Annotated in this window: 25 protein-coding genes and 4 tRNA genes; 16 read left to right on the top strand and 13 right to left on the bottom strand. The window is 55.1% G+C overall.

From position 1 onward, the window contains the following. Positions 1-82 precede the first annotated feature (82 nt). The gene (gene maeB, locus EQV24_RS07305; protein WP_013098212.1) at positions 83-2362 is read left to right on the top strand and encodes an NADP-dependent oxaloacetate-decarboxylating malate dehydrogenase; all 2280 of its coding nucleotides are present in this window, start codon (positions 83-85) and stop codon (positions 2360-2362) included. Between the two features lie 79 nt (positions 2363-2441). On the opposite strand, the gene hemF is transcribed toward maeB, so the two are convergent. After that, the gene (gene hemF, locus EQV24_RS07300) at positions 2442-3341 is read right to left on the bottom strand and encodes an oxygen-dependent coproporphyrinogen oxidase (RefSeq protein WP_038420320.1); all 900 of its coding nucleotides are present in this window, start codon (positions 3339-3341) and stop codon (positions 2442-2444) included. Beyond that, positions 3341-4216 (bottom strand): N-acetylmuramoyl-L-alanine amidase AmiA, encoded by an 876-nt coding sequence (amiA, locus tag EQV24_RS07295; RefSeq protein WP_013098210.1) that lies wholly within the window; start codon positions 4214-4216, stop codon positions 3341-3343. The genes hemF and amiA overlap by 1 nt, the downstream gene beginning before the upstream one ends. A gap of 212 nt (positions 4217-4428) precedes the next feature. Between amiA and EQV24_RS07290 the strand changes: the two genes are divergently transcribed. The 10 genes from EQV24_RS07290 to pdxK all read left to right on the top strand — a co-directional run bounded on the left by EQV24_RS07290 (position 4429) and on the right by pdxK (position 12771). After that, positions 4429-4854: a GNAT family acetyltransferase gene (locus EQV24_RS07290; protein WP_014832842.1), complete on the top strand. Its 426-nt coding sequence runs from the start codon at positions 4429-4431 to the stop codon at positions 4852-4854. Continuing rightward, a complete protein-coding gene (locus tag EQV24_RS07285) occupies positions 4841-5290 on the top strand; it encodes a DUF2919 domain-containing protein (RefSeq protein WP_014832841.1) in 450 nt (149 codons plus the stop codon). Before EQV24_RS07290 ends, EQV24_RS07285 begins: the two co-directional genes overlap by 14 nt. A gap of 63 nt (positions 5291-5353) precedes the next feature. Continuing rightward, the gene (locus EQV24_RS07280; protein ID WP_013098207.1) at positions 5354-5929 is read left to right on the top strand and encodes an RpoE-regulated lipoprotein; all 576 of its coding nucleotides are present in this window, start codon (positions 5354-5356) and stop codon (positions 5927-5929) included. Positions 5930-6021: 92 nt separating this feature from the next. Beyond that, positions 6022-6921: a Dyp-type peroxidase gene (locus tag EQV24_RS07275; protein ID WP_013098206.1), complete on the top strand. Its 900-nt coding sequence runs from the start codon at positions 6022-6024 to the stop codon at positions 6919-6921. 172 nt (positions 6922-7093) lie between these two features. Next, on the top strand, positions 7094-8107 hold the full coding sequence (cysP, locus tag EQV24_RS07270) for a thiosulfate/sulfate ABC transporter substrate-binding protein CysP (RefSeq protein WP_013098205.1): 1014 nt from the start codon (positions 7094-7096) through the stop codon (positions 8105-8107). After that, on the top strand, positions 8107-8940 hold the full coding sequence (gene cysT, locus EQV24_RS07265) for a sulfate/thiosulfate ABC transporter permease CysT (RefSeq protein WP_013098204.1): 834 nt from the start codon (positions 8107-8109) through the stop codon (positions 8938-8940). Before cysP ends, cysT begins: the two co-directional genes overlap by 1 nt. Then, entirely contained in the window at positions 8940-9815 is an 876-nt protein-coding gene (cysW, locus tag EQV24_RS07260; RefSeq protein WP_013098203.1) for a sulfate/thiosulfate ABC transporter permease CysW, read from the top strand. Before cysT ends, cysW begins: the two co-directional genes overlap by 1 nt. Continuing rightward, on the top strand, positions 9805-10899 hold the full coding sequence (gene cysA, locus EQV24_RS07255; RefSeq protein ID WP_013098202.1) for a sulfate/thiosulfate ABC transporter ATP-binding protein CysA: 1095 nt from the start codon (positions 9805-9807) through the stop codon (positions 10897-10899). Before cysW ends, cysA begins: the two co-directional genes overlap by 11 nt. A 118-nt stretch (positions 10900-11017) precedes the next feature. Continuing rightward, positions 11018-11929 (top strand): cysteine synthase CysM, encoded by a 912-nt coding sequence (gene cysM, locus EQV24_RS07250; protein ID WP_038984271.1) that lies wholly within the window; start codon positions 11018-11020, stop codon positions 11927-11929. Positions 11930-11934: 5 nt separating this feature from the next. Then, positions 11935-12771, top strand: a complete 837-nt coding sequence (pdxK, locus tag EQV24_RS07245) for a pyridoxine/pyridoxal/pyridoxamine kinase (RefSeq protein ID WP_130626370.1) — start codon at positions 11935-11937, stop codon at positions 12769-12771. A 44-nt stretch (positions 12772-12815) separates the two neighbouring features. Here the strand turns inward: pdxK and crr are convergent, their stop codons facing one another. The 5 genes from crr to cysZ form a co-directional block, all read right to left on the bottom strand. Then, positions 12816-13325, bottom strand: a complete 510-nt coding sequence (gene crr, locus EQV24_RS07240) for a PTS glucose transporter subunit IIA (RefSeq protein WP_003861316.1) — start codon at positions 13323-13325, stop codon at positions 12816-12818. A 40-nt stretch (positions 13326-13365) separates the two neighbouring features. Next, positions 13366-15093, bottom strand: a complete 1728-nt coding sequence (ptsI, locus tag EQV24_RS07235; RefSeq protein ID WP_013098199.1) for a phosphoenolpyruvate-protein phosphotransferase PtsI — start codon at positions 15091-15093, stop codon at positions 13366-13368. 44 nt (positions 15094-15137) lie between these two features. After that, complete coding sequence (gene ptsH, locus EQV24_RS07230) at positions 15138-15395, bottom strand: phosphocarrier protein Hpr (RefSeq protein ID WP_000487600.1); 258 nt, start codon at positions 15393-15395, stop codon at positions 15138-15140. A gap of 317 nt (positions 15396-15712) precedes the next feature. Further along, the gene (gene cysK, locus EQV24_RS07215; protein WP_013098198.1) at positions 15713-16684 is read right to left on the bottom strand and encodes a cysteine synthase A; all 972 of its coding nucleotides are present in this window, start codon (positions 16682-16684) and stop codon (positions 15713-15715) included. A 163-nt stretch (positions 16685-16847) separates the two neighbouring features. Next, positions 16848-17609, bottom strand: coding sequence for a sulfate transporter CysZ (gene cysZ, locus EQV24_RS07210; protein ID WP_058651775.1), 762 nt, complete (start codon positions 17607-17609; stop codon positions 16848-16850). Between the two features lie 230 nt (positions 17610-17839). On the opposite strand from cysZ, the gene zipA reads away from it, so the two are divergent. From zipA to EQV24_RS07195, 3 genes are all read left to right on the top strand, one after another. Next, on the top strand, positions 17840-18826 hold the full coding sequence (gene zipA, locus EQV24_RS07205; protein WP_040022324.1) for a cell division protein ZipA: 987 nt from the start codon (positions 17840-17842) through the stop codon (positions 18824-18826). Between the two features lie 69 nt (positions 18827-18895). Next, complete coding sequence (ligA, locus tag EQV24_RS07200) at positions 18896-20911, top strand: NAD-dependent DNA ligase LigA (protein WP_095455055.1); 2016 nt, start codon at positions 18896-18898, stop codon at positions 20909-20911. Position 20912: 1 nt separating this feature from the next. Next, positions 20913-21128, top strand: coding sequence for a DUF3820 family protein (locus EQV24_RS07195; RefSeq protein WP_003861328.1), 216 nt, complete (start codon positions 20913-20915; stop codon positions 21126-21128). On the opposite strand, the gene EQV24_RS07190 is transcribed toward EQV24_RS07195, so the two are convergent. After that, positions 21125-22120: a bile acid:sodium symporter family protein gene (locus tag EQV24_RS07190; RefSeq protein ID WP_029883927.1), complete on the bottom strand. Its 996-nt coding sequence runs from the start codon at positions 22118-22120 to the stop codon at positions 21125-21127. The two genes, EQV24_RS07195 and EQV24_RS07190, sit on opposite strands and share 4 nt — an antisense overlap. Positions 22121-22209: 89 nt before the next feature. Between EQV24_RS07190 and EQV24_RS07185 the strand changes: the two genes are divergently transcribed. Next, entirely contained in the window at positions 22210-23145 is a 936-nt protein-coding gene (locus EQV24_RS07185; protein ID WP_013098193.1) for a LysR family transcriptional regulator, read from the top strand. Here the strand turns inward: EQV24_RS07185 and EQV24_RS07180 are convergent. The 5 genes from EQV24_RS07180 to EQV24_RS07160 all read right to left on the bottom strand — a co-directional run bounded on the left by EQV24_RS07180 (position 23142) and on the right by EQV24_RS07160 (position 24042). Beyond that, positions 23142-23483, bottom strand: a complete 342-nt coding sequence (locus EQV24_RS07180) for a FlxA-like family protein (RefSeq protein ID WP_013098192.1) — start codon at positions 23481-23483, stop codon at positions 23142-23144. The two genes, EQV24_RS07185 and EQV24_RS07180, sit on opposite strands and share 4 nt — an antisense overlap. 180 nt (positions 23484-23663) lie before the next feature. Next, positions 23664-23739 (bottom strand) — tRNA-Lys (locus tag EQV24_RS07175). A gap of 4 nt (positions 23740-23743) precedes the next feature. Then, a tRNA-Val gene (locus tag EQV24_RS07170) sits at positions 23744-23819 on the bottom strand. 29 nt (positions 23820-23848) lie between these two features. After that, a tRNA-Val gene (locus tag EQV24_RS07165) sits at positions 23849-23924 on the bottom strand. Between the two features lie 42 nt (positions 23925-23966). Next, positions 23967-24042: transfer RNA gene (locus EQV24_RS07160), tRNA-Val, on the bottom strand. A 258-nt stretch (positions 24043-24300) separates the two neighbouring features. Between EQV24_RS07160 and gltX the strand changes: the two genes are divergently transcribed. Then, positions 24301-25716 carry a glutamate--tRNA ligase gene (gene gltX / locus EQV24_RS07155; protein ID WP_040022334.1) on the top strand — a complete coding sequence of 472 codons (1416 nt, stop codon included), beginning with the start codon at positions 24301-24303 and terminating at the stop codon, positions 25714-25716. Positions 25717-25749 lie beyond the last annotated feature (33 nt).

Raw genomic sequence — 25749 nt, 5'->3', positions numbered from 1 at the left:
TGGTGAGAGTTTGGCAGCCTTCAAAGTTTATGCGGCAGCCTGCGGCGATACTATCTGACCGATACGTAAAAGGAATAACAAGATGGACGATCAGTTAAAACAGAGTGCCCTCGATTTTCACGAGTTTCCTGTCCCGGGTAAAATTCAGGTCTCCCCGACAAAACCGCTGGCAACCCAGCGCGACCTGGCGCTGGCCTACTCGCCGGGCGTGGCGGCACCGTGTCTCGAAATTGAAAAAGATCCGCTGGCCGCTTACAAATATACCGCGCGCGGCAATCTGGTCGCCGTGATCTCTAACGGTACGGCGGTGCTGGGCCTGGGCAACATTGGTGCGCTGGCCGGTAAGCCTGTGATGGAAGGAAAGGGCGTTCTGTTCAAGAAATTCGCCGGTATCGACGTGTTTGATATCGAAGTGGACGAACACGATCCCGATAAATTCATCAACGTCGTGGCGGCGCTGGAGCCGACCTTTGGCGGTATTAACCTCGAAGACATCAAAGCGCCGGAATGTTTCTACATTGAGCAGAAACTGCGTGAACGTATGAACATTCCCGTGTTCCATGATGACCAGCACGGGACGGCGATTATCAGCACCGCCGCCATTCTTAACGGCCTGCGCGTGGTGGAGAAAAATCTTTCTGACGTGCGCATGGTAGTTTCCGGCGCGGGGGCGGCGGCCATTGCCTGTATGAACCTGCTGGTGGCGCTCGGGATGCAGAAACACAACATTGTGGTCTGCGACTCCAAAGGCGTGATCTACAAAGACCGCGAACCGAACATGGCGGAAACCAAAGCAGCCTACGCGGTGGACGACGACGGCAAGCGTACGCTTGAGGATGTCATTGACGGCGCGGATATCTTCCTGGGCTGTTCAGGCCCGAAAGTGCTGACCCAGGAGATGGTGAAGAAGATGGCGCGTGCGCCAATGATTCTGGCGCTGGCGAACCCCGAGCCGGAAATCCTGCCGCCGCTGGCGAAAGCGGTGCGTGAAGATGCCATCATCTGTACCGGTCGCTCCGACTACCCGAACCAGGTGAACAACGTGCTCTGCTTCCCGTTCATCTTCCGTGGGGCGCTGGACGTAGGCGCGACGGCCATTAACGAAGAGATGAAGCTCGCGGCGGTGCACGCCATTGCGGAACTGGCACACGCCGAGCAGAGCGAAGTGGTTGCTTCAGCCTATGGCGATCAGGATCTGAGCTTTGGCCCGGACTACATCATTCCAAAACCGTTCGACCCGCGTCTGATTGTCAAAATCGCGCCAGCGGTTGCGAAAGCGGCGATGGACTCTGGCGTGGCGACGCGCCCGATAACCGATTTCGATGCTTACGTGGATAAGCTCACCGAGTTTGTTTACAAAACTAACCTGTTTATGAAGCCGATTTTCTCTCAGGCTCGTGCCGACGCGAAGCGGGTGGTGCTGGCGGAAGGGGAAGAGGCGCGCGTGCTCCATGCCACGCAGGAGCTGATCACCTTAGGGCTGGCGAAGCCGATCCTGATTGGCCGCCCGAGCGTTATCGAGATGCGTATCCAGAAGCTGGGCCTGCAGATCAAACCGGGTGTTGATTTTGAGATCGTCAACAATGAATCCGACCCGCGCTTTAAAGAGTACTGGAGCGAATACTACGCGATCATGAAACGTCGCGGGATCACTCAGGAGCAGGCGCAGCGGGCGGTGATCAGCAACACCACGGTGATTGGCGCAATCATGGTTCATCGCGGCGAGGCGGATGCGCTGATCTGCGGAACCATCGGTGATTACCACGAGCACTTCAGCGTGGTGCAGGAGATCTTCGGCTATCGCGACGGGGTGCACACGGCCGGTGCGATGAACGCGCTGCTGCTGCCAAGCGGTAACACCTTTATCGCCGATACCTACGTCAACGACGATCCAACCCCGGACGAGCTGGCGGAGATCACCGTGATGGCGGCTGAAACCGTGCGTCGCTTTGGTATCGAACCGAAGGTGGCGCTGCTGTCGCACTCTAACTTCGGCTCCTCTAAATCTGCGGCGGCCTGCAAAATGCGACAGACGCTGGAGCTGGTTCGCGAGCGCGCACCGGAGCTGATGATTGACGGTGAGATGCACGGCGACGCCGCGCTGGTGGAGAGCATCCGCAATGAACGTATGCCAGACAGCCCGCTGAAAGGCTCAGCGAATATCCTGATTATGCCAAACGTGGAAGCGGCGCGTATCAGCTACAACCTGCTGCGCGTCTCGAGTTCTGAAGGGGTGACCGTGGGGCCGGTGCTGATGGGTGTGGCAAAACCGGTGCATGTGTTAACGCCAATTGCCTCTGTACGCCGTATCGTGAATATGGTGGCGCTGGCGGTAGTTGAGGCGCAGACGCAGCCGCTGTAAGCGCGTGGTGTCGGGTGGCGCGTTCGCTTACCCGACCTACGGGTTGACCAGGACGGATAAGCGCAGCGCCATCCGGCAGTTAAACCCAGTCCCGAACCTTAATAAACTCACTCAGGGCAGCCTCCGGGCTGCCTTCTTTTGGCTCGTAGCAGTACTCCCAGCGCACCAGCGGCGGCATTGACATCAGAATCGACTCCGTGCGCCCGCCGGTTTGCAGGCCAAACAGCGTCCCGCGATCCCACACCAGGTTAAACTCCACGTAGCGCCCGCGACGGTAAAGCTGGAACTCGCGTTCGCGCACGCCGTAGTCGGTGTTTTTACGCCGTTCAACAATGGGCAGATAAGCGTCGGTATAGCCTTCGCCCACCGCACGCATAAAGCTGAACGCGGTATCAAAATCAGGCGTGTTCAGATCGTCAAAGAACAGCCCGCCAATGCCGCGCTGTTCGTCGCGGTGTTTGAGGTAAAAGTAGTCGTCGCACCACTTTTTGTATTTCGGGTAAACGTCTTCGCCAAACGGCAGGCAGAGATCGCGTGCGGTCGTATGCCAGTGCACGGCATCCTCTTCAAAGCCGTAGTAGGGGGTCATGTCGAAACCGCCCCCGAACCACCAGACCGGATCGGCCCCCGGTTTTTCCGCAATGAAAAAACGCACGTTGGCGTGGCTGGTTGGCACAAACGGGTTGTGCGGGTGTACCACCAGCGAAACGCCCATCGCCTGGAAGCTGCGGCCTGCCAGTTCAGGACGATGCGCCGTTGCAGAAGCGGGCATGGCTTCCCCGTAAACGTGGGAAAAATTGACGCCCGCCTGTTCAAAGATACCGCCGTTTCGCAACACACGGCTACGCCCGCCGCCGCCGGCCTCGCGCTGCCAGTTATCTTCCTGAAAATTACCGCCGTCTGCAGCGGCCAGTTTCTGGCAAATCTCATCCTGCAACTGCAGCAGGAAGGTTTTTACCCGCTTTGCATTCGGTTTCATTAACGTTTCCTGGAGTGCGCTTTTTGATTATCGAACCAGTTAAAGTAACTGATGATGCCGGAGGCGATGGCATTGGCGATCTTCTGACGAAACGCCGCGGTACCAAGCAGACGCTCTTCTTCCGGGTTAGTAATGAAAGAGGTCTCCACCAACACGGACGGAATCGACGGTGATTTCAGCACCACGAACGCGGCCTGCTCCGTGCTCTTGCTGTGCAGACGGTGCACCGGCTTAATCCGTTTGAGGATATGCGAGCCCAGCGTCAGACTGTTTTTGATGGTATCGGTCTGCACGAGGTCGAACAGCACCTGCTGTAACAGGTGATCTTTATCGGTGGCCTTCTTCCCAGCGACTTCATCCGCACGGTTTTCACGGTCGGAGAGATATTTCGCCATGGCGCTACTGGCGCCGCGATTGGAGAGGGCAAATACCGACGCGCCCGCAGCGGAAGGGTTTGTAAAGCCATCCGCGTGAATGGACATAAAGAGATCGGCACCATGCTTATGGGCAATTTCCACGCGGTCATACAGCGGAATAAAGGTGTCGCCCGTGCGCGTCAGGCGGGCGTCAATGCCGTTGCTGCGTAAAATCGATCGCACATTTTTTGCAATTGCCAGCACGACGTGTTTTTCTTTTGACCCGTTTTTGCCAATGGCGCCGGTATCAATGCCGCCGTGACCCGGGTCGAGCATGACCAGACGCTTCGCGCCTGGTTTTTTGGCTTTGGGTTTGCTGTGTCCGTTACTGGTTTTAAGCGTGCTCTCTTCTTTTGCCTGAGCCTGCTGTGCGATGCCCGTTAACGTTAAGGCCGCCAGCCCCGCTTTGAGAACCTGACGACGCGATGTGAGTGCTTTTAATGGTTTGAATGTGCTCATGCGGCCTGAATAGTAAAAATTGCGGTCCTGGTGTTATATCGTATCGCGTTTAGCGTTACGACAGTCCTTATTGAGAATTGTTTTACTTTTCATTTCAATACGTGACAAAGTGACATTATGCCAAATTTTGGCGAGATTTTCCCCGGTTATTGGCTAAATGCCCTGTTCGCGCCATAATCACTGTTTTTAAACCCGAAAAGGCGGTTAATACCATGGAGATACGCGTTTTTCGCCAGGAAGATTTCGAAGAGGTGATCACCCTTTGGGAGCGCTGCGATTTGCTGCGTCCGTGGAACGATCCAGAGATGGACATTGAGCGTAAGCTGAATCACGACGTCAGTCTGTTTCTGGTGGCGGAAGTGAACGGCGAAGTGGTGGGCACGGTGATGGGCGGTTACGACGGCCATCGCGGCTCTGCTTATTATCTGGGCGTTCACCCGGAATACCGGGGGCGCGGCATTGCCAATGCGCTGCTCAATCGTCTTGAGAAAAAACTGATCGCTCGCGGTTGTCCAAAAATTCAGATCATGGTGCGCGAAGATAACGACGTGGTGCTGGGCATGTATGAACGTCTGGGCTATGAACACGCTGACGTGCTGAGCTTAGGTAAGCGTCTGATCGAAGATGAAGAGTATTGAGATCCACCCGGCAGATTACGACGCGCAGGGGCGTGTCAGGCTGCCTTTCTTATTCTGGTGCGTACTGCTGCTGCAGGCCCGCACCTGGGTGCTGTTTGTCATGGCCGCCGCGTCCCGCGGGCAGGGCGATACATTACTGACGCTCTTTTATCCCGATCACGACGCCTTTTGGCTCGGCCTGTTACCGGGCGTACCGGCGGTGGTGACGTTTTTGTGCAGCGGCCGACGACAGGCGATCCCACGGCTTTGGCGTGCGCTTCGCTGGCTGCTGATCCTGGCCCAGATTGCGCTGCTCTGCTGGCAGCCTGTGCTCTGGTGGTACGGTGAACCGCTTACGGGCATCGGCATTGCGCTGGTGGTTGCCGATATCGTGGCTCTGCTGTGGCTGCTGACTAACCCCCGCTTACGCGCCTGTTTTACGCATGAGTCAGATTAACGCGGCACTTTTTGCCGATGCTGCACTCCAACAAGCGTTGATTTAACACGTAAGGACGTTTCAATGAAATCGCTGCGTTTACTTTTATGCGCTCTCCCGCTGGCGTTAACCGGCTGTTCAACGCTCTCCTCCATTAACTGGTCGGCCGCTTATCCGTGGAACTGGTTTGGCTCTTCGCTGGAAGTGACCGAGCAGGGCGTGGGCAACATTACCGCCGCGACGGCGCTGGATCAGGACGCGCTTCAGGCGGCCCTGAGCAGCGACTATCGTCTGCGCAGCGGCATGAAAACTGAAAACGGCACTATCGTGCGTTACTTCGAAGCGCTGAAAGGAGACAAACTGGCGCTGGTGATTAACGGCGATAAAGGCACGGTAAACCGTATTGCCGTGCTGGACGATGCCATCCCGACGGCGAGCGGCGTGAAGGTTGGTACGCCGTTTAGCGATCTCTATAAACAGGCTTTCGGCAATTGCGCCAGCGCGCCTTCAGACGATGGCGTGGCGGTGCAATGTAAAGCACCGGACAGCCAGCACATCAGCTACCTCTTTACCGGAACCTGGAGCGGCCCTGAAGGCTTAATGCCGTCTGACGATACGCTGAAAAACTGGAAAGTGAGCAAAATTATCTGGCAGCAGTAATTTGCGCCTGAACAATCCGTCTCGCTGAAATCCGGGTATAATACCCGCCATCAATGCCACGTTGTCGTGGCATCTTTATTTCAGGAGGAGCGATGTCTCAGGTTCAGAGTGGCATTTTGCCAGAACATTGCCGCGCGGCGATTTGGATTGAAGCCAATGTGAAAGGGGATGTGGATGCCCTGCGTGCGGCCAGCAAAGTTTTTGTGGATAAACTGGCCACCTTCCAGGCCAAATTCCCGGATGCCCATCTGGGCGCTGTGGTGGCCTTTGGCAATAACGTCTGGCGTCAGCTGAGCGGCGGTGAAGGGGCGGAAGAGCTCAAAGACTTTATCCCTTACGGCAAAGGTCTGGCACCGGCAACCCAGTACGACGTGTTGATCCATATTCTCTCTCTGCGCCACGACGTGAACTTCTCCGTTGCTCAGGCGGCGGTAGCGGCGTTTGGTGACAGCATTGACGTTCAGGAAGAAGTCCACGGTTTCCGCTGGGTGGAAGAGCGCGACCTGAGCGGCTTTGTCGACGGGACGGAAAACCCGGCAGGTGAAGAGACGCGCCGTGAAGTGGCGGTCATCAAGGATGGCGTGGATGCCGGCGGCAGCTACGTATTTGTTCAGCGCTGGGAGCATAACCTTAAGCAGCTTAACCGCATGAGTGTTCAGGACCAGGAGATGATGATTGGCCGTACCAAAGAGGCCAACGAAGAGATCGACGGCGATGTACGCCCGGTGACCTCTCACCTGAGCCGCGTTGACCTCAAGGAAGACGGTAAAGGGCTGAAGATTGTTCGCCAGAGCCTGCCGTATGGCACCGCAAGCGGAACCCATGGCCTTTATTTCTGCGCCTACTGCGCGCGTCTGTACAATATTGAGCAACAGCTGCTGAGCATGTTCGGCGATACCGACGGCAAGCGTGACGCCATGCTGCGCTTCACCAAACCGGTCACCGGCGGCTACTACTTCGCACCATCCATTGAGCGTCTGCTGGCGCTGTAATTCCCTTCCTCCCTCTCCCTTTGGGAGAGGGTTGGGGTGAGGACAACAGGCCACACCCTTATTCCCTTTTCTGCTTGTAAATCACCAAACGGTATATAAAACCGTTACTCCTTTCGACCTCGTTATAAATATTATGACAATAAGATAGTCATCACATTTATAAGGGTGCGCAATGGCCGTTACTGTACTGAAAAAAGGATCCCTGGCACTGGCAGGTTTACTGCTGGTGGCACAGGCGCAGGCGACTGAGCTGCTGAACAGTTCATATGACGTCTCCCGCGAGCTGTTTGCCGCCCTTAACCCGCCGTTTGAGCAGCAGTGGGCGAAAGACAATAACGGCGACAAGCTGACCATTAAACAGTCTCACGCCGGTTCGTCCAAACAGGCGCTGGCGATCCTCCAGGGGCTTAAAGCGGACGTGGTGACCTATAACCAGGTGACCGATGTGCAGATCCTGCATGACAAAGGCAAGCTCATCCCGGCCGACTGGCAGAGCCGTCTACCAAACAACAGTTCGCCGTTCTACTCCACCATGGGCTTCCTGGTGCGTAAAGGCAATCCGAAGAATATCCACGACTGGAGCGATCTGGTTCGTTCTGACGTAAAGCTGATTTTCCCGAACCCTAAAACTTCCGGTAACGCGCGTTATACCTATTTAGCGGCGTGGGGCGCGGCGGACAAGGCTGACGGTAACGATAAAGCCAAAACCGAGCAGTTCATGACCCAGTTCCTGAAAAACGTCGAAGTGTTTGATACCGGCGGTCGCGGAGCAACCACGACTTTCGCAGAACGCGGTCTGGGCGATGTGCTGATTAGCTTTGAATCGGAAGTGAACAACATCCGCAAACAGTATGAAGCGCAGGGCTTTGAAGTCGTTATCCCGAAAACCAACATCCTGGCCGAGTTCCCGGTGGCGTGGGTGGATAAAAACGTGCAGGCAAACGGCACTGAGAAAGCGGCAAAAGCCTATCTCAACTACCTGTACAGCCCACAGGCGCAGACCATCATTACTGATTACTACTATCGCGTGAACAACCCTGACGTGATGAACAAACTGAAAGATAAATTCCCCCAGACCGCGCTGTTCCGCGTGGAGGATCATTTCGGCTCCTGGCCTGAGGTGATGAAAACGCATTTTGCCAGCGGCGGTGAATTAGACAAATTGCTGGCGGCGGGGCGTAAGTAATGTTTGCCCTCTCGACTAAACGCGTGCTGCCGGGGTTTACCTTAAGCCTCGGAACCAGCCTGCTGTTCGTCTGCCTGATTTTGTTGTTGCCGCTCAGCGCGCTGGTGATGCAGCTTGCGCAGATGAGCTGGTCCCAGTACTGGGAAGTGGTCACCAACCCACAGGTCGTTGCGGCCTATAAAGTGACGCTGCTGTCGGCGTTTGTGGCCTCGCTTTTTAACGGCGTGTTTGGCCTGCTGATGGCGTGGATTTTAACCCGCTATCGTTTTCCGGGCCGCACGCTGCTCGACGCGTTAATGGATTTACCGTTTGCACTGCCGACGGCCGTTGCCGGTTTGACGCTGGCGTCACTTTTCTCTGTAAACGGTCTGTACGGCGAGTGGCTGGCGAAATTTGACATCAAAGTGACCTATACCTGGCTCGGTATCGCGGTGGCGATGGCCTTTACCAGCATTCCGTTCGTGGTACGTACCGTACAGCCGGTGCTGGAAGAGTTAGGCCCGGAATATGAAGAAGCGGCAGAAACGCTGGGGGCTACGCGCTGGCAGAGCTTCCGTAAAGTTGTCCTGCCTGAGCTTTCCCCGGCGCTGATGGCGGGAGTGGCGCTGTCGTTTACCCGTAGCCTCGGCGAGTTCGGTGCGGTCATTTTTATCGCCGGTAATATTGCGTGGAAAACGGAAGTGACGTCGCTGATGATTTTTATCCGTTTGCAGGAGTTTGATTACCCGGCAGCGAGCGCCATTGCCTCGGTCATTCTTGCCGCATCGTTGCTGCTGCTCTACACAATCAACACTCTGCAAAGTCGCTTTGGTCGACGTGTGGTAGGTCACTGATGGCGGAAGTTACTCAATTGAAGCGATACGATGCGCCCCGCATCAACTGGGGTAAATGGTTTTTGATTGGTACGGGCGTGCTGGTTTCTGCTCTCATCCTCGTGGTACCGACAATCTATATTTTCGTGCAGGCGTTCAGCAAAGGGATTATGCCCGCGCTGGAAAACCTGGCGGACCCGGATATGCTGCACGCCATTTGGCTGACGGTGCTGATTGCGCTGATCACCGTGCCGGTCAACCTGGTATTCGGTACGCTGCTGGCCTGGCTGGTGACGCGCTTTACCTTCCCGGGGCGTCAGATGCTGCTGACGCTGCTGGATATCCCGTTCGCCGTCTCACCGGTGGTGGCGGGTCTGGTCTATCTGCTCTTTTACGGCTCTAACGGCCCGCTGGGTGGCTGGCTGGATGAGCACAACCTGCAGGTGATGTTTGCCTGGCCGGGTATGGTGCTGGTGACTATCTTTGTAACCTGTCCGTTTGTGGTACGCGAACTGGTACCGGTGATGTTAAGCCAGGGGAGCAACGAAGACGAAGCGGCTGTGCTGCTGGGCGCGTCAGGCTGGCAGATGTTCCGCCGCGTCACGCTGCCGAATATTCGCTGGGCACTGCTCTATGGGGTGGTGCTGACCAACGCCCGCGCAATTGGCGAGTTTGGGGCGGTGTCGGTTGTATCCGGTTCCATTCGAGGTGAAACCCTGTCGCTGCCGTTACAGATTGAACTGCTGCAGCAGGACTATAACACCATCGGCTCCTTTACCGCCGCAGCGTTGCTGACGCTGATGGCTATTTTGACCCTGTTTTTGAAGAGTGTGGTGCAGTGGCGTTTAGAAAATCAGGAAAAACGTCAGCATCAGGAGGGAAATCATGAGCATTGAGATTGCCAATATTAAGAAGTCTTTTGGTCGCACCCAGGTGCTGAATGATATCTCGCTGGATATCCCTTCCGGACAAATGGTGGCGCTGCTGGGGCCGTCTGGCTCGGGTAAAACCACGCTGCTGCGTATCATCGCCGGTCTTGAACATCAGACCAGCGGACATATCCGTTTTCACGGCACCGACGTGAGCCGCCTGCATGCCCGCGATCGTAAAGTCGGCTTCGTGTTCCAGCATTACGCGCTGTTTCGCCACATGACGGTGTTCGACAACATTGCGTTTGGCCTGACCGTGCTGCCGCGTCGCGAACGCCCGGATGCGGCTACCATCAAAGCGAAAGTGACCAAACTGCTGGAAATGGTGCAGCTGGCCCACCTGGCTGACCGTTTCCCGGCGCAGCTTTCGGGCGGCCAGAAACAGCGTGTCGCACTGGCGCGCGCGCTGGCCGTGGAGCCACAAATACTGCTGCTTGATGAGCCGTTTGGCGCACTGGATGCGCAGGTGCGTAAAGAGCTGCGCCGCTGGCTGCGTCAGCTGCATGAAGAGCTGAAATTCACCAGCGTCTTCGTCACCCACGACCAGGAAGAGGCGATGGAAGTCGCGGACCGCGTGGTGGTCATGAGCCAGGGGAACATCGAACAGGTGGACGAGCCAGAGCAGCTCTGGCGTGAACCTGCCACCCGTTTTGTCCTGGAATTTATGGGCGAAGTTAACCGTCTGCAGGGCACCGTACGCGGCGGACAATTCCACGTTGGCGCACACCGCTGGCCGCTGGGATACACGCCTGCCCATCAGGGGCCAGTGGACCTGTTCCTGCGCCCGTGGGAAGTGGATGTCAGCCGTCGTACCAGCCTGGATTCACCGCTGCCGGTGCAGGTACTGGAAGCTAGCCCTAAAGGTCACTACACACAAATGGTGGTACAACCGCTGGGCTGGTATACCGAGCCGCTGACGGTGGTAATGCGCGATGAAGAGGCGCCACACCGGGGTGAACGCCTGTTTGTGGGGCTGCAGCATGCCCGTATTTATCACGGTAACCAGCGCATCGAGACGCGCGAGGATATTGCTCTGGCGGAGTCAGCCTGATAGGTTATTAGGATGTTTATCGCCCGGTGGCGCTGCGCTGACCGGGCCTACAGCTAAAACTGCGTCTTGTAGGCCGGGTAAGCGAAGCGCCACCCGGCTTTTTTATTGAGTAAAAATCGTGAATACACTCGAACACACCATCGGCAACACTCCACTGGTCAAGCTTCAGCGCATGGGGCCTGACAACGGCAGCGAAATCTGGGTCAAACTCGAAGGCAATAACCCGGCGGGGTCGGTCAAAGACCGCGCGGCGCTGTCGATGATTGTCCAGGCTGAGAAGCGCGGTGAAATTAAGCCAGGCGACGTGCTCATTGAGGCCACAAGCGGGAATACCGGCATTGCGCTGGCGATGATTGCCGCGCTGAAAGGCTACCGCATGAAGCTGCTGATGCCGGACAACATGAGTCAGGAGCGCCGCGCCGCGATGCGCGCTTACGGTGCTGAACTGATACTGGTGACCAAAGAGCAGGGAATGGAAGGGGCGCGCGACCTGGCGCTGGCGATGGCTGAGCGCGGTGAAGGCAAACTGCTGGATCAGTTCAATAATCCGGATAATCCCTACGCCCACTACACGACCACTGGCCCGGAAATCTGGCAACAAACCGACGGGCGTATCACCCATTTTGTCTCCAGCATGGGCACCACCGGCACCATCACCGGCGTGTCGCGTTTTCTGCGCGAGCAGGAAAAACCGGTCGCCATTGTCGGCCTGCAGCCGGAAGAGGGGAGCAGCATTCCGGGTATTCGTCGCTGGCCTGCGGAATACATGCCGGGCATTTTTAATGCTCAGCTGGTGGATCAGGTGCTGGATATTCATCAGCGCGAGGCGGAAAATACCATGCGCGAGCTGGCGGTACGCGAAGGCATCTTCTGCGGGGTTAGCTCGGGTGGCGCGGTAGCAGGTGCGATGCGTGTGGCGCAGGATAATCCTGGTGCAGTGGTGGTGGCGATTATCTGCGATCGCGGCGATCGTTATCTGTCTACCGGCGTCTTTGGCGAAGAGAGTTATTCGCAGGGGGCGGGGATTTAAGCGTCATGGAGATGATTTTATTCCGGGATAAAACCCGGGCGCAGCAAACCGATATTGTCGCGGTGCAGTCGCAGGTGGTGTACGGCAGCGTGGGGAACAGCATTGCGGTACCCAATATTCGAACCCACCGGCTTAACGTGACCGCCGTGCCGACGGTGCTGTTCAGCAACACGCCGCACTATGACACCTTTTACGGCGGGGTGATCCCCGATGAGTGGTACAGCGGCTACCTGAAGGCGCTGGAAGAGCGCGAGATCCTGCGCGAGCTTAAGGCGGTCACCACTGGCTACATGGGCAGCGCCAGCCAGATCGTTCTGCTGGCGCAGTGGCTGAAGGCGATCAAAGTGCAGCACCCGGAGCTGCTGGTGCTGGTTGACCCGGTGATCGGGGATATCGACAGCGGTATGTACGTTAAACCTGATATTCCTGAGGCGTATCGTGAGCATCTGCTGCCGCTGGCGCAGGGCATTACGCCCAACGTATTCGAACTGGAAGTGTTAAGCGGTAAACCGTGCCGCACGCCAGAGAGCGCCATCGCCGCCGCGCAGGGGCTGCTTTCCGATACGCTGAAATGGGTGGCGATAACCAGTGCGCCAGTGGCCGACGACCCGCAGAATATTCACGTCGTGCTGGTGAGTAAAGAGGGCGTTACCGTAAGCGCGCACCCGCGCGTCGAGACGGATCTGAAAGGAACGGGCGATCTGTTCTGTTCAGAACTGGTCAGCGGTATCGTGGGGGGGAAAACCGTTGCTGACGCCATACGCATGGCAGGCGATCGGGTGACTGACGTCATGATCTATACGCAGTCGAAAGGTTACGACGAGCTTATCCTCCCCGCATAAACAAAAATGGCGCCCGAAGGCGCCATTTTTCTGTGCGGCAAGAATTACTTCTTGATGCGGATAACCGGGGTTTCACCCACGGTGACGCTGCCAGACAGTTTGATCAGCTCTTTGATTTCGTCCATGTTGGAGATAACAACCGGCGTCAGGGTAGACTTGGCTTTTTCTTCCAGCAGTGGCAGATCGAATTCAATCACCGGGTCGCCAACTTTAACACGCTGGCCTTCTTCTGCGATACGTTTGAAGCCTTCGCCTTTCAGTTCAACGGTGTCGATACCGAAGTGAACGAACAGTTCGATACCGCTATCAGATTCGATAGAGAACGCATGGTTGGTTTCAAAAATTTTACCGATGGTGCCGTCAACTGGAGCAACCATTTTGTTGCCAGTTGGTTTGATAGCAATGCCATCACCAACGATTTTCTCAGCAAACACTACATCCGGCACGTCTTCGATGTTGACGATCTCGCCGGAGAGCGGAGCAACAATCTCAATAGTTCCGGAGTCTTTCTTATCATCAGAAACCAGAGATTTCAGTTTATCGAACAAACCCATGATCTTCTCCTAAGCAGTAATTTGGGCCGCATCTCGTGGATTAGCAGATTGTTTTTTCTTCAATGAACTTGTTAACCAGCGTCATTAACTCGTCCGTTGTCGGTTGAGCAAGAGCCTGCTCTGCTAACACCTTCGCATCTTCGAAGTTCGTGTTACGGATAATCTTCTTAATGCGCGGGATGGAAATGGCGCTCATAGAGAATTCGTCCAGACCCATACCCAGCAACAGAAGTGTAGCACGTTCGTCGCCTGCAAGCTCACCACACATGCCAGTCCATTTACCTTCTGCATGAGAAGCATCAATAACTTGCTTGATCAAGTTCAGTACGGACGGTGACATTGGCTGGTAGAGATGTGAAATCATATCATTACCACGGTCAACTGCCAGGGTGTACTGCGTTAAATCATTGGTGCCGATACTAAAGAAATCAACTTCTTTGGCTAAATGACGCGCAATGGTCGCGGCTGCTGGTGTTTCCACCATTACGCCGATCTCAATTGACTCGTCAAATGCTTTACCTTCGTCACGCAGTTCCTGTTTGTAAATCTCGATCTCTTTCTTCAGTGCACGCACTTCTTCAACAGAGATGATCATCGGGAACATAATGCGCAGCTTACCGAAAGCAGAGGCACGCAGAATCGCACGCACCTGGTCACGCAGGATCTCTTTACGATCCATGGCGATACGCACTGCACGCCAGCCCAGGAATGGGTTCTCTTCTTTCGGGAAGTTCATGTACGGCAGCTCTTTGTCGCCACCGATGTCCATGGTACGGACGATAACGGCCTGAGAGCCACAGGCTTCAGCCACCGCTTTGTACGCCGCAAACTGCTCTTCTTCAGTTGGCAGGGCGTCACGGTCCATGAACAGGAATTCAGTACGATACAGACCCACACCTTCCGCGCCGTTGCGCTCAGCGCCATCGACGTCGCGTACGGTACCGATGTTAGCGCACACTTCTACCTGATGGCCGTCCAGCGTGATGGCTGGCAGGTCTTTCAGTTTAGCGAGTTCCGCTTTCTCGGTGGCAACCTGCTCCTGAACGGTACGCAGTTGCTCGATCACATCGTTAGTTGGGTTGACGTAAACCACGTTGTTTACGGCATCCAGAATCAGATAGTCGTCGTTTTTCACCTGAGTGGTGACGTTACCGGTACCCACGATGGCAGGCAGTTCCAGAGAACGCGCCATGATTGAGGTGTGGGAGGTACGGCCACCGGCGTCGGTGATGAAACCCAGCACCTTGTTAAGGTTCAGCTGTGCGGTTTCAGACGGGGTCAGATCAGCGGCAACCAGGATCACTTCGTCCTGAATCGCGCTCAGATCGATGATGGCCAGACCCAGGATGTTGCGCAGCAGGCGCTTACCGATGTCACGTACGTCAGCCGCACGCTCTTTCAGGTATTCATCGTCCAGCTCTTCCAGGGCAGATGCCTGACCTTCGATAACTTCATGCGCAGCCGCGTCGGCCGTCATGCCTTTATCTTTAATCAGGGCTATGATTTCCTGCTCCAGCTCCTCATCTTCGAGCAGCATGATGTGCCCTTCGAAGATAGCTTCTTTTTCTTCACCGAAAGTTTCGCCAGCTTTAGTTTTGATTGCTTCCAGTTGCGCAGATGCCTTGGCACGACCGCTCAGAAAACGTTCAACTTCCTGATCAACCTTGTCGGCAGAAATTTTTTTCCGGTCGATGACGATCTCGTCTTCTTTCAGCAGCAATGCTTTGCCGAAAGCGATACCCGGGGATGCTAAAATGCCTGAAATCATAACCCTACCTTACTTGTGACTGATATTTAAAAGAACCCGGAAACTTACTCGAGCTCAGCCATCAGTTTTACCAGATGCTCAACTGCTTTCTGCTCGTCTTCACCTTCAGCAGAGATAGTGACAACGGTGCCCTGAGTCAGGCCCAGAGTCTGCAGTTTGAACAGGCTTTTTGCGCTAGCGCTTTTGCCGTTGGAAGTCACAGTGATTTCAGAAGTGAAGCCTTTCGCTTCTTTAACAAACTGAGCAGCAGGGCGGGTGTGCAGACCGTTCGGAGCGGTAATGGTAACTTCTTGCTGGAACATTGTATTTCCCCAACTTATAGGTTTAGTGTTGTGGAACTAAAGTCTAGCCTGGCGACTGAACTTTAGCCTGTATTGTTAGCGCTGACGTTTCGATCGTCATTAAACATTATGCAGCGAAAGCAAGACTTGAACCAAATCATAAAATCGATTCAGCAAGGGTATTTCGTTCGCTGATTAATTTCACGCATCAAAATAATTGCTGGTTTAAATACCAGACCCAACGGGGTGAATCAATGCCAGGAGGGGTAAAACTTTGAAGCAGTCCACAAAAAAGCACCTAAAAAGGTGCTTTTTTACGCGTTATTAACATGCTGGCATTACTGTTGCAGTTCTTTCTCGGTAAACAGATCGGCAAACAGTGCAGTGCTTAAGTAACGCTCACCTGATGAAGGTAGGATAACCACAATATTCTTGTTGGTAAAGGACTCATCTTCCTGAAGTTTGAGCGCCGCCGCAACGGCCGCGCCGGAAGAGATACCGGCCAGAATACCTTCTTCATCCATCAGGCGGCGTGCCGTCGAGATGGCTTCTTCGTTCGTGATCGTGACGACTTTATCGATAAGCTTCAGATCCAGGTTACCCGGAATAAAGCCTGCGCCGATACCCTGAATCTTGTGCGGGCCCGGTTTGAGCTCTTCACCCGCCAGCGCCTGGGTGATAACCGGCGAGTCGGTCGGCTCAACGGCCACGGTGATCAGGTCTTTTTTACCTTTCGTGCCTTTAATATAGCGTGACACACCGGTCAGCGTACCGCCGGTACCCACGCCGGAGATAAACACATCAACCTGGCCATCGGTATCTTCCCAGATTTCCGGGCCGGTGGTTTTTTCGTGAATTTCCGGGTTTGCCGGGTTGCTGAACTGCTGAAGCAGCAGGTATTTCGCCGGATCGCTGGCAACAATCTCTTCGGCTTTCTGAATGGCACCTTTCATGCCCTTCGCGCCTTCGGTCAACACCAGGTTTGCACCCAGCGCTTTTAGCAGCTTGCGGCGTTCGATGCTCATGGTTTCAGGCATGGTCAGCGTCAGCTTATAGCCACGCGCCGCAGCCACATAGGCCAGCGCAATACCGGTGTTGCCGCTGGTAGGCTCCACCAGCTCAACGCCTGGCTTGAGCACGCCACGTTTTTCGGCATCCCAAATCATATTTGCACCGATACGGCATTTTACGCTGAAGCTCGGGTTGCGGGATTCGACCTTCGCCAGAATGCGTCCATTACCGATACGGTTCAGTCGAACCAGGGGCGTATGACCGATAGTCAGCGAGTTGTCTTCATAAATCTTACTCATGGCCTGTCCTTAACTGTATGAAATTGGGATACCGACCCAGCATACCTGCTAAGCAAGTAGGGGGAAGTAAGGAATTCGCATATCTATATACTGCAAGGAAATAATGGGGATCAGTATGGAATAAGGGATAGCATAAGCCATCCCTTGTTTACACATTTTTGCATTACTTCCATAACGCGTGCTTAGCACGGTAGCAGTCGACCCACATTGCCGTTGCGCCGCACACCGCAACGGGCATGATGAAAAGATTAAGGAAGGGGATCAAGGTGAACAGGCTGGTAAGCGCGCCAAACTGCATATTGGCCACTTTCTGCGTGCGCAGCGCGGTACGCATCTCTTTAAAGGGCACCTTGTGGTTATCAAAAGGGTAGTCGCAGTACTGAATAGCCAGCATCCAGGCGCTGAACAGGAACCACAGCACAGGCGCCACCGTCTGGCCGATACCGGGCACCAGATAAAGGAGAAGCAGTACAATTGCACGGGGGAGATACCAGGCGAATTTTTGCCATTCGCGCTTCATGATGCGCGGAATATCTTTCATGATCCCCAGTACGCCCGTGTCCGGTGGCGTGGCACCTGTCAGACGCGCTTCGAGCTGTTCCGCCAGCAGGCCGTTAAACGGCGCCGCAATCCAGTTGGCGATCGTTGAGAAGAAATAGCCGAACACCAACAGCACAGAAATCACCGCGAGTGGCCACAGCAGATAGCTCAGCCACTGCAGCCAGTCAGGCACATAGCTCATCATGGCCGGGACCCAGCTTTCAAGCTTCGTGAAAAGCCACCAGAAGGCGCCGCCCATAAGAATAATGTTGATCAGCAAGGGCAGAATGACGAAACGTCGAATACCCGGCAGGGAGACCAGTTTCCAGCCCTGAGAAAAATACCAGACGCCGCTGCGTGGGGGAGAAGAAAATGTTGAAACCATAACCAGGCTGTACTCCTTTTTTCACAACCAGTGGAATTGCCCGCCTATATTATCCAGTTACGGACCAATGACCAGTTCGGAAATGTTCGAAAAAACAGCAAAAAGCACGATTTAGTTCATCTTTATGCTGTGAATGCTCTGCACACACTTGCACTTGACGTAAACGGCAAATACTCTTAGTGAGTAAATGTTTGCCGTGGTGGCAAGGTGTTAGAACAACAGAGAATATAATGATGCAGGATTTGCGTCTGATATTAATCATTGTTGGCGCGATCGCCATAATCGCTTTACTGGTACATGGTTTCTGGACCAGCCGTAAAGAGCGTTCTTCTATGTTTCGCGATCGCCCACTGAAGCGCATGAAGTCCAGTCGTGACGACGATGACAGTGAATATGACATCGACGATCGCGATGACGACGGCGTGGGTGAAGTTCGTGTTCATCGGGTCAATACTGCGCCCGGCGCGGCTCATGGGGAGCATGAAGCCCCCCGTACTGCGCAGCACCAGTATCAACCGCCGTATGCTTCTGCACAGCCGCGCCAGCCTGCGCCGCAGCCTGTGGAAGAGCCGGTGCGTCAGCCGCCGCAGCAGCCTGTTCAACAGCGGCCAGCTGCGCCGCAGCCGGTTCCACAGCAACCCGTGCAGCAGCCTGTACAACCGCAGCCTGCTCAGCCGGTACAGCAACCGCCGCAACAGCCTGTTCAGGCGCAGCCTGCACCACAGCCAGCCCCGGCACCGCAGGTTGAGCCAGAGCCCGTTGTAGAGCCAGAACCGGTTGTTGAAAAACCGCAGCGTAAAGAAGCGGTGATCATCATGAACGTGGCCGCCCATCACGGCAGCCATCTGAACGGTGACGTGCTGCTTAACAGTATTCAACAGGCTGGCTTCAAGTTTGGCGACATGAATATTTTCCATCGCCACCTGAGCCCGGACGGTAGCGGCCCGGCGCTGTTTAGCCTGGCCAACATGGTTAACCCTGGCACCTTCGACCCTGAAATGACGGGCGATTTCGTGACGCCGGGCGTGACGATCTTTATGCAGGTTCCGTCATACGGTGATGAACTGCAAAACTTTAAGCTGATGCTGCAGTCCGCTCAGCACATCGCTGACGAAGTCGGTGGTGTGGTGCTCGACGACCAGCGTCGCATGATGACGCCGCAGAAACTGCGCGAGTATCAGGACCGCATCCGCGAAGTTAAGGAAGCCAACGCGTAATCGACGCGTTTTCTTCAACTCCTCCTCAACCCCCGCCTGTCGGGGGTTTTTTCTCATTGATGGTGCGATATGGACTCAATCGAACAACAAATCACTGAACTGCGAACCACGCTTCGCCATCATGAATACCTTTATCATGTGATGGACGCACCGGAAGTGCCGGATGCGGAGTACGATCGCCTGATGCGTGAACTGCGCGATTTAGAGGCGCAGCACCCGGAGTTGATCACCCCGGACTCGCCAACCCAACGTGTCGGCGCTGAACCGCTAGGTGCGTTCAGCCAGGTACGTCATGAAGTGCCGATGCTCTCTCTGGATAACGTCTTCGATGAAGAGAGCTTTCTCGCCTTTAATAAGCGTGTGCAGGATCGACTCAAAAGCAGCGACGCCCTGACCTGGTGCTGTGAGCTGAAGCTGGATGGCCTGGCCGTCAGCATCCTCTACGAAAACGGCGTGCTGGTCCGTGCCGCAACGCGCGGTGATGGCACCACCGGGGAAGACATCACCACCAACGTGCGTACCATCCGCGCGATCCCGCTGAAGTTGCACGGCGACAATATTCCTGCTCGTCTGGAAGTGCGCGGTGAAGTTTTCCTGCCGCAGGCGGGCTTCGAGAAAATCAACGAAGAGGCGCGTCGCACCGGTGGGAAGGTGTTTGCGAACCCGCGCAATGCGGCGGCAGGCTCTTTACGCCAGCTGGACCCGCGTATTACCGCGAAGCGACCGCTTACTTTCTTCTGCTATGGCGTCGGTATTCTGGAAGGAGGGGAGCTGCCGGACACCCACCTCGGGCGTTTGCTGCAGTTTAAAGCGTGGGGCTTGCCGGTCAGCAACCGCGTGCAGCTTTGCGACTCACCGGAGGCGGTTCTTGCGTTTTATCGCAAGGTTGAAGAAGACCGCCCGACGCTCGGTTTTGATATCGATGGTGTGGTGATCAAGGTTAACTTGCTTGCGCTTCAGGAGCAGCTAGGCTTTGTGGCGCGAGCACCACGCTGGGCTGTGGCGTTTAAATTCCCGGCTCAGGAACAGATGACCTTTGTTCGCGATGTGGAGTTCCAGGTGGGTCGTACCGGAGCTATCACGCCGGTTGCGCGTCTGGAGCCAGTACACGTGGCCGGTGTGCTGGTGAGCAACGCCACGCTGCATAACGCGGATGAAATCGATCGTCTTGGCCTGCGTATTGGTGACAAAGTGGTGATTCGCCGGGCGGGAGATGTGATCCCGCAAGTGGTCAACGTGGTTCAGTCAGAACGCCCTGATGATACGCGCGCCATCGTGTTTCCGACGCATTGCCCGGTATGTGGCTCAGACGTAGAGCGTGTGGAAGGCGAAGCGGTGGCTCGCTGTACCGGGGGATTAATCTGTGGCGCGCAGCGTAAAGAGTCACTCAAGCACTTCGTTTCCCGACGGGCAATGGACGTTGACGGCATGGGCGACAAAATTATCGATCAGCTGGTTGAGAAAGAGTATGTCCATACGCCTGCGGATCTTTTCAAACTGACGGCGGGTAAGCTGACCGGTCTTGACCGCATGGGGCCGAAGTCGGCTCAGAATGTGGTGAATGCGCTGGAAGCCGCCAAAGAGACCACGTTTGCCCGTTTCCTCTATGCGCTTGGTATTCGTGAGGTGGGTGAAGCCACCGCTGCAGGTCTGGCGGCGTACTTTGGCACGCTGGACGCGCTGGAAAAAGCGAGCATTGAGGAGCTGCAAAAAGTGCCTGATGTCGGCATTGTGGTGGCCACGCACGTCTTTAACTTCTTTGCCGAAGAGAGCAACCGCGACGTCATCGGCAAACTGCTGGAGCAGGGCATTAAATGGCCTGCGCCAGTCGTCGTCAATGCCGAAGAGATCGACAGCCCGTTTGCCGGTAAAACGGTAGTACTGACCGGCAGTCTCAGCCAGCTTTCACGGGATGATGCGAAGGCGCGTCTGGTGGCACTGGGGGCAAAAGTGGCGGGCAGCGTGTCGAAGAAAACGGATCTGGTGATCGCCGGGGAAGCCGCCGGTTCCAAGCTTGCAAAAGCGCAGGAGCTCGGGATTGAGGTAATCGATGAAGCAGAAATGATGCGTCTGCTGGGAGAGTAACGTGGAAAAAGAGCAGCTCGTCGAGATCGCCAATACGGAGATGCCGTTCGGTAAATATAAGGGCCGCAGGCTGATTGATTTGCCGGAAGAGTACCTTCTGTGGTTTGCCCGAAAGGATGAATTCCCGGCAGGACGACTGGGCGAGCTGATGGCCATCACGCTACTGATTAAAACCGAGGGGCTGACCCAGCTGGTTCAGCCCCTGAAACGTCCTTAAGCCTTCGCGGCGCGGGTCTCTTCCTGCGCCAGTTTTTCCGTCTGACGCTTGTAACGACGCGCCAGTACCGCACAGACCATCAGCTGGATCTGATGGAAAATCATCAGCGGCAGTACCATCATCCCAATCACCGAGGTAGGGAACAGAATGTTGGCCATCGGGATGCCGTTTGCCAGGCTTTTCTTCGAGCCGCAGAACACAATGGTGATTTCGTCTGCTTTATTGAAGCCGCACTTGCGTGCCACAAAGACGTTTACCGCAATGACAATCGCCAGCAGGACGATACTGACCACTACGATAAACAGCAGCGAGCCTGCGCCCACCTTATGCCAGATACCATTCACCACGGCTTCGCTGAAGGCGGAGTAAACCACCAGCAGGATCGACGTCTGATCGGTTTTTGAGATCCATTTCTTGTGCTTCGCCACAAACGCCCCCGTCCACGGACGAGAAAGATGACCAAGGACAAATGGCAGAAGCAGTTGCAGACAGATTTTCCCGACCTGCTCCAGATTACCGCCTGCACCGTGCATATTCATCAGTAGGCCAACCAGCAGCGGCGAGACGAAAATCCCTAACAGGCTTGATGCCGATGCCGAGCAGACAGCGGCCGCGACGTTGCCGCCTGCCAGCGAAGTAAAGGCAATCGCGGACTGGACGGTGGCTGGCAAAATACAGAGGTAGAGGAAACCGGTATAGAGCGCCGGGTCAACATTGACCGGAGCCCACCACGCAAACAGCACGCCGAGTATTGGGAAAAGAATAAAGGTGCTGCACATGACCCACAGGTGGAGTCGCCAGTGGCTTCCCCCTGCGATAATGGCTTCGCGGGAGAGTTTGGCGCCGTGCATAAAGAACAGCAGCGCGATGGCCGCGGTAGTGAGTCCTTCAAAGAACGGCACAAAACCGCCGCGCGCGGGGAAGAAGGAGGCCAGTAAAACGGTGACGACCAGGGTTAGTGTAAACGGATCAAGAATACGAAATAGTTTCATAATGACTCCTGAAAACAGATGTCGCTATTGTGCTTTGTTCCCTTTGAGAAATAAAATTGATTTATTGCATCTATTCATGAATTAAACAGATGAATTATTCCTTACGTCAGCTTCGCGTTTTTGTCACCGTGGCCCATGCTCGCAGCTTCAGCCGGGCAGGGGAGATCATTGGCCTGAGCCAGTCGGCCGTGAGCCACAGTGTGAAAGAACTGGAACTCCAGACAGGTGTGCGTCTACTCGACCGCACCACGCGTGAAGTGGTATTAACCGAAGCCGGACAGCAGCTGGCGCTGCGACTGGAGCGGTTACTGGATGAACTGAACAGCACGCTCAGGGATGTCGGGAGACTGGGGCAGCAGCTTTCTGGCACCGTACGGGTGGCAGCAAGCCAGACGATTTCGGCGCATCTTATTCCGCAGTGTATTGCTGAGGGTAACCAGCGCTATCCGGATATCGATTTTGTGCTGCACGACAGGCCGCAACAGTGGGTGCTGGAGAGCATCCGCCAGGGCGATGTGGATTTTGGCATCGTCATCGATCCCGGCCAGGTGAGTGACCTGGAGTGTGAGATTGTGCTTTCTGAGCCTTTTTTGCTGCTCTGTCGGGACGACGATCCGCTGGCAATGCTGCCTCATGTTAGCTGGCAGACGCTGCAGGGCGCGAAACTGGTTTTACAGGATTATGCATCGGGCAGCCGTCCGTTGATTGACTCCGCGCTGAATGCTCAGGGGGTAAAAGCAACCATCGTGCAGGAGATTGGTCATCCGGCTACGCTGTTTCCTATGGTTGAGGCAGGCATTGGGATCAGCGTATTGCCTGCCCTGGCGCTGCCGTTGCCACAGGGGAGCCGGCTGGCTGTAAGACGGTTGACCCCGGTGGTTGACAGAAAGCTGATGCTGGTTCGACGAAAAAATCGTTCTCTTTCGGGGGCGGCACAGGCTATCTGGGAAGTGGTGCGTATCCAGGCGCAACGGTTAACCGAAGCCCGCATACGCGACCCACTGTTTAATGCTGCAGATGATTAGATGTAAATATCGATCTGATTGACATCTGATGGGTTGTTTACGCCTTCCACTTTGCCCTGCTTCTGGTCTTGTTTCTTCTGGGCCTCTTCCGCCTGCTGGCGCAATAGTTGTGCAAGCTGTGTCTGCAGCACTTTAAGCTGTGCCTGAATGAGCTCCTGCTGTTTTTTCTTCTCTTCCGGGCTGCCGGCACTCTCTGGCAGCTCTTTTAGCTGTTGAGTCAGTTTGGTGATTTGCTCCGTAATGCGGCTGATTTGGGCAGCAATATCGTTGCCACTGGAAGCACTCCCACCACTGTTACTGGTTTGAATAGGGTGGGTTGATGTCTGAATGGTCGTCATAGTCTTTCCTCTTACCATAAAACAGAGATATCGGCACCGATGGTGGGAGCTTGAGGAAAACTGCTATATCTGGCAGGGCGTTAGGCTGGCTGGAGCGGCTACAGGAAGTTTCTGTGCAAAAGATTCGAACCGTCCATATCGCAGATAGCAAAAAAGCGCCTTTAGGGCGCTTTTTTACATTGGTGGGTCGTGCAGGATTCGAACCTGCGACCAATTGATTAAAAGTCAACTGCTCTACCAACTGAGCTAACGACCCGAAATGGTGGGCGATGACGGGCTCGAACCGCCGACCCCCTCCGTGTAAAGGAGATGCTCTACCAACTGAGCTAATCGCCCATTTCGGAACTGCTGCGATAAGGTGAGAATGGTGGGCGATGACGGGCTCGAACCGCCGACCCCCTCCGTGTAAAGGAGATGCTCTACCAACTGAGCTAATCGCCCAATCTCAATTCTTATCTACACTGCGAGTCTACGTGAAGTAGATGGTGGGTGATGACGGGCTCGAACCGCCGACCCCCTCCGTGTAAAGGAGATGCTCTACCAACTGAGCTAATCACCCCCGCTGTGTGGAGTCGCATTATAGGGAGAGTTGAAAATGAGTCAACGCATTTTCTAAAGTTTTTATTCGTTCGTCGTAAAATTAAACAAAACGATCGTGAAATGGGCTGTGGCGCATGATTTCTAAACAAAAACAGCAAACTCGGTCACGATAAAGGGATCGACATTGAGGAATCGCCGCACAGTGATAGAATATTGCCCATCGTTTTTTCCCCAGGATTTGCCGATTGCCGGCATCTTTATAACGTAAGGCCATTTCATGAAAATCAAAACTCGCTTCGCGCCCAGCCCGACAGGCTACCTGCACGTCGGTGGTGCACGTACTGCTCTCTATTCCTGGCTTTTTGCACGCCACAACAAAGGTGAGTTCGTGCTGCGTATTGAAGACACCGATCTCGAGCGCTCCACGCCGGAAGCAATTGAAGCCATTATGGATGGGATGAACTGGCTGAATCTGCAGTGGGATGAAGGTCCTTACTTCCAGACCAAACGTTTTGACCGCTATAACGCGGTAATTGACGAGATGCTGGTCGCGGGTACGGCATACAAATGCTATTGCTCTAAAGAGCGCCTGGATGCGCTACGTGAAGAGCAGATGGCGAACGGCGAAAAGCCGCGTTACGACGGCCGCTGCCGCCATGACCACAGCGAGCATGCCGCTGATGAACCTTGCGTGGTGCGTTTTGCTAACCCACAGGACGGCTCTGTTATTTTTGACGACCAGATCCGTGGCCCAATCGAATTCAGCAACCAGGAGCTGGACGACCTGATCATCCGCCGTACCGACGGTTCTCCAACCTATAACTTCTGCGTGGTGGTGGACGACTGGGACATGGAAATCACTCACGTTATCCGTGGCGAAGACCATATCAATAACACCCCGCGCCAGATCAACATTCTGAAAGCGTTAAATGCCCCTGTTCCGGTCTATGCGCACGTTTCAATGATCAACGGTGACGACGGTAAAAAGCTGTCTAAACGTCACGGTGCGGTCAGCGTTATGCAGTATCGCGACGACGGCTATCTGCCGGAAGCGCTGCTGAACTACCTGGTGCGTCTGGGCTGGGCTCATGGCGATCAGGAAATTTTCAGCCGCGAAGAGATGATCGATCTGTTCTCTCTGAACTCTGTGAGCAAATCCGCCAGTGCGTTCAACACTGACAAGCTGCTGTGGCTGAACCACCACTACATCAATACCATGCCGCCGGAATATGTGGCGACTTACCTGCAGTGGCACATTGAGCAGGCCAATATTGATACCCGTACTGGCCCTGAGCTGGCGGACCTGGTGAAACTGCTCGGCGAGCGTTGCAAGACGCTGAAAGAGATCGCCGAAAGCTGCCGCTATTTCTATGAAGAGTTTGATGAGTTCGATGCGGATGCCGCGAAGAAACATCTGCGTCCTGTTGCGCGTCAGCCGCTGGAAGTGGTACGTGACAAACTGGCTGCCATCACTGAGTGGACCGCCGAGAATGTGCATCATGCGATTCAGGCTACAGCTGACGAACTGGAAGTCGGTATGGGTAAAGTAGGTATGCCACTGCGCGTAGCGGTGACCGGTGCGGGTCAGTCTCCGGCGCTGGATGTTACCGTTCACGCGATCGGTAAGTCTCGCAGCGTGGCGCGCATTAACAAGGCTCTGGGATTTATTGCTGAACGCGAAAACCAGCAGTAAAACAGCCTGAGATGCAAAAACGGCAGGGTAACC

It is taken from the genome of Enterobacter sp. A8 (assembly GCF_004296595.1).
In the GTDB taxonomy this organism is placed as follows: Bacteria; Pseudomonadota; Gammaproteobacteria; order Enterobacterales; family Enterobacteriaceae; genus Enterobacter; species Enterobacter cloacae.
This window is presented reverse-complemented; position numbering and strand designations above follow the sequence as displayed.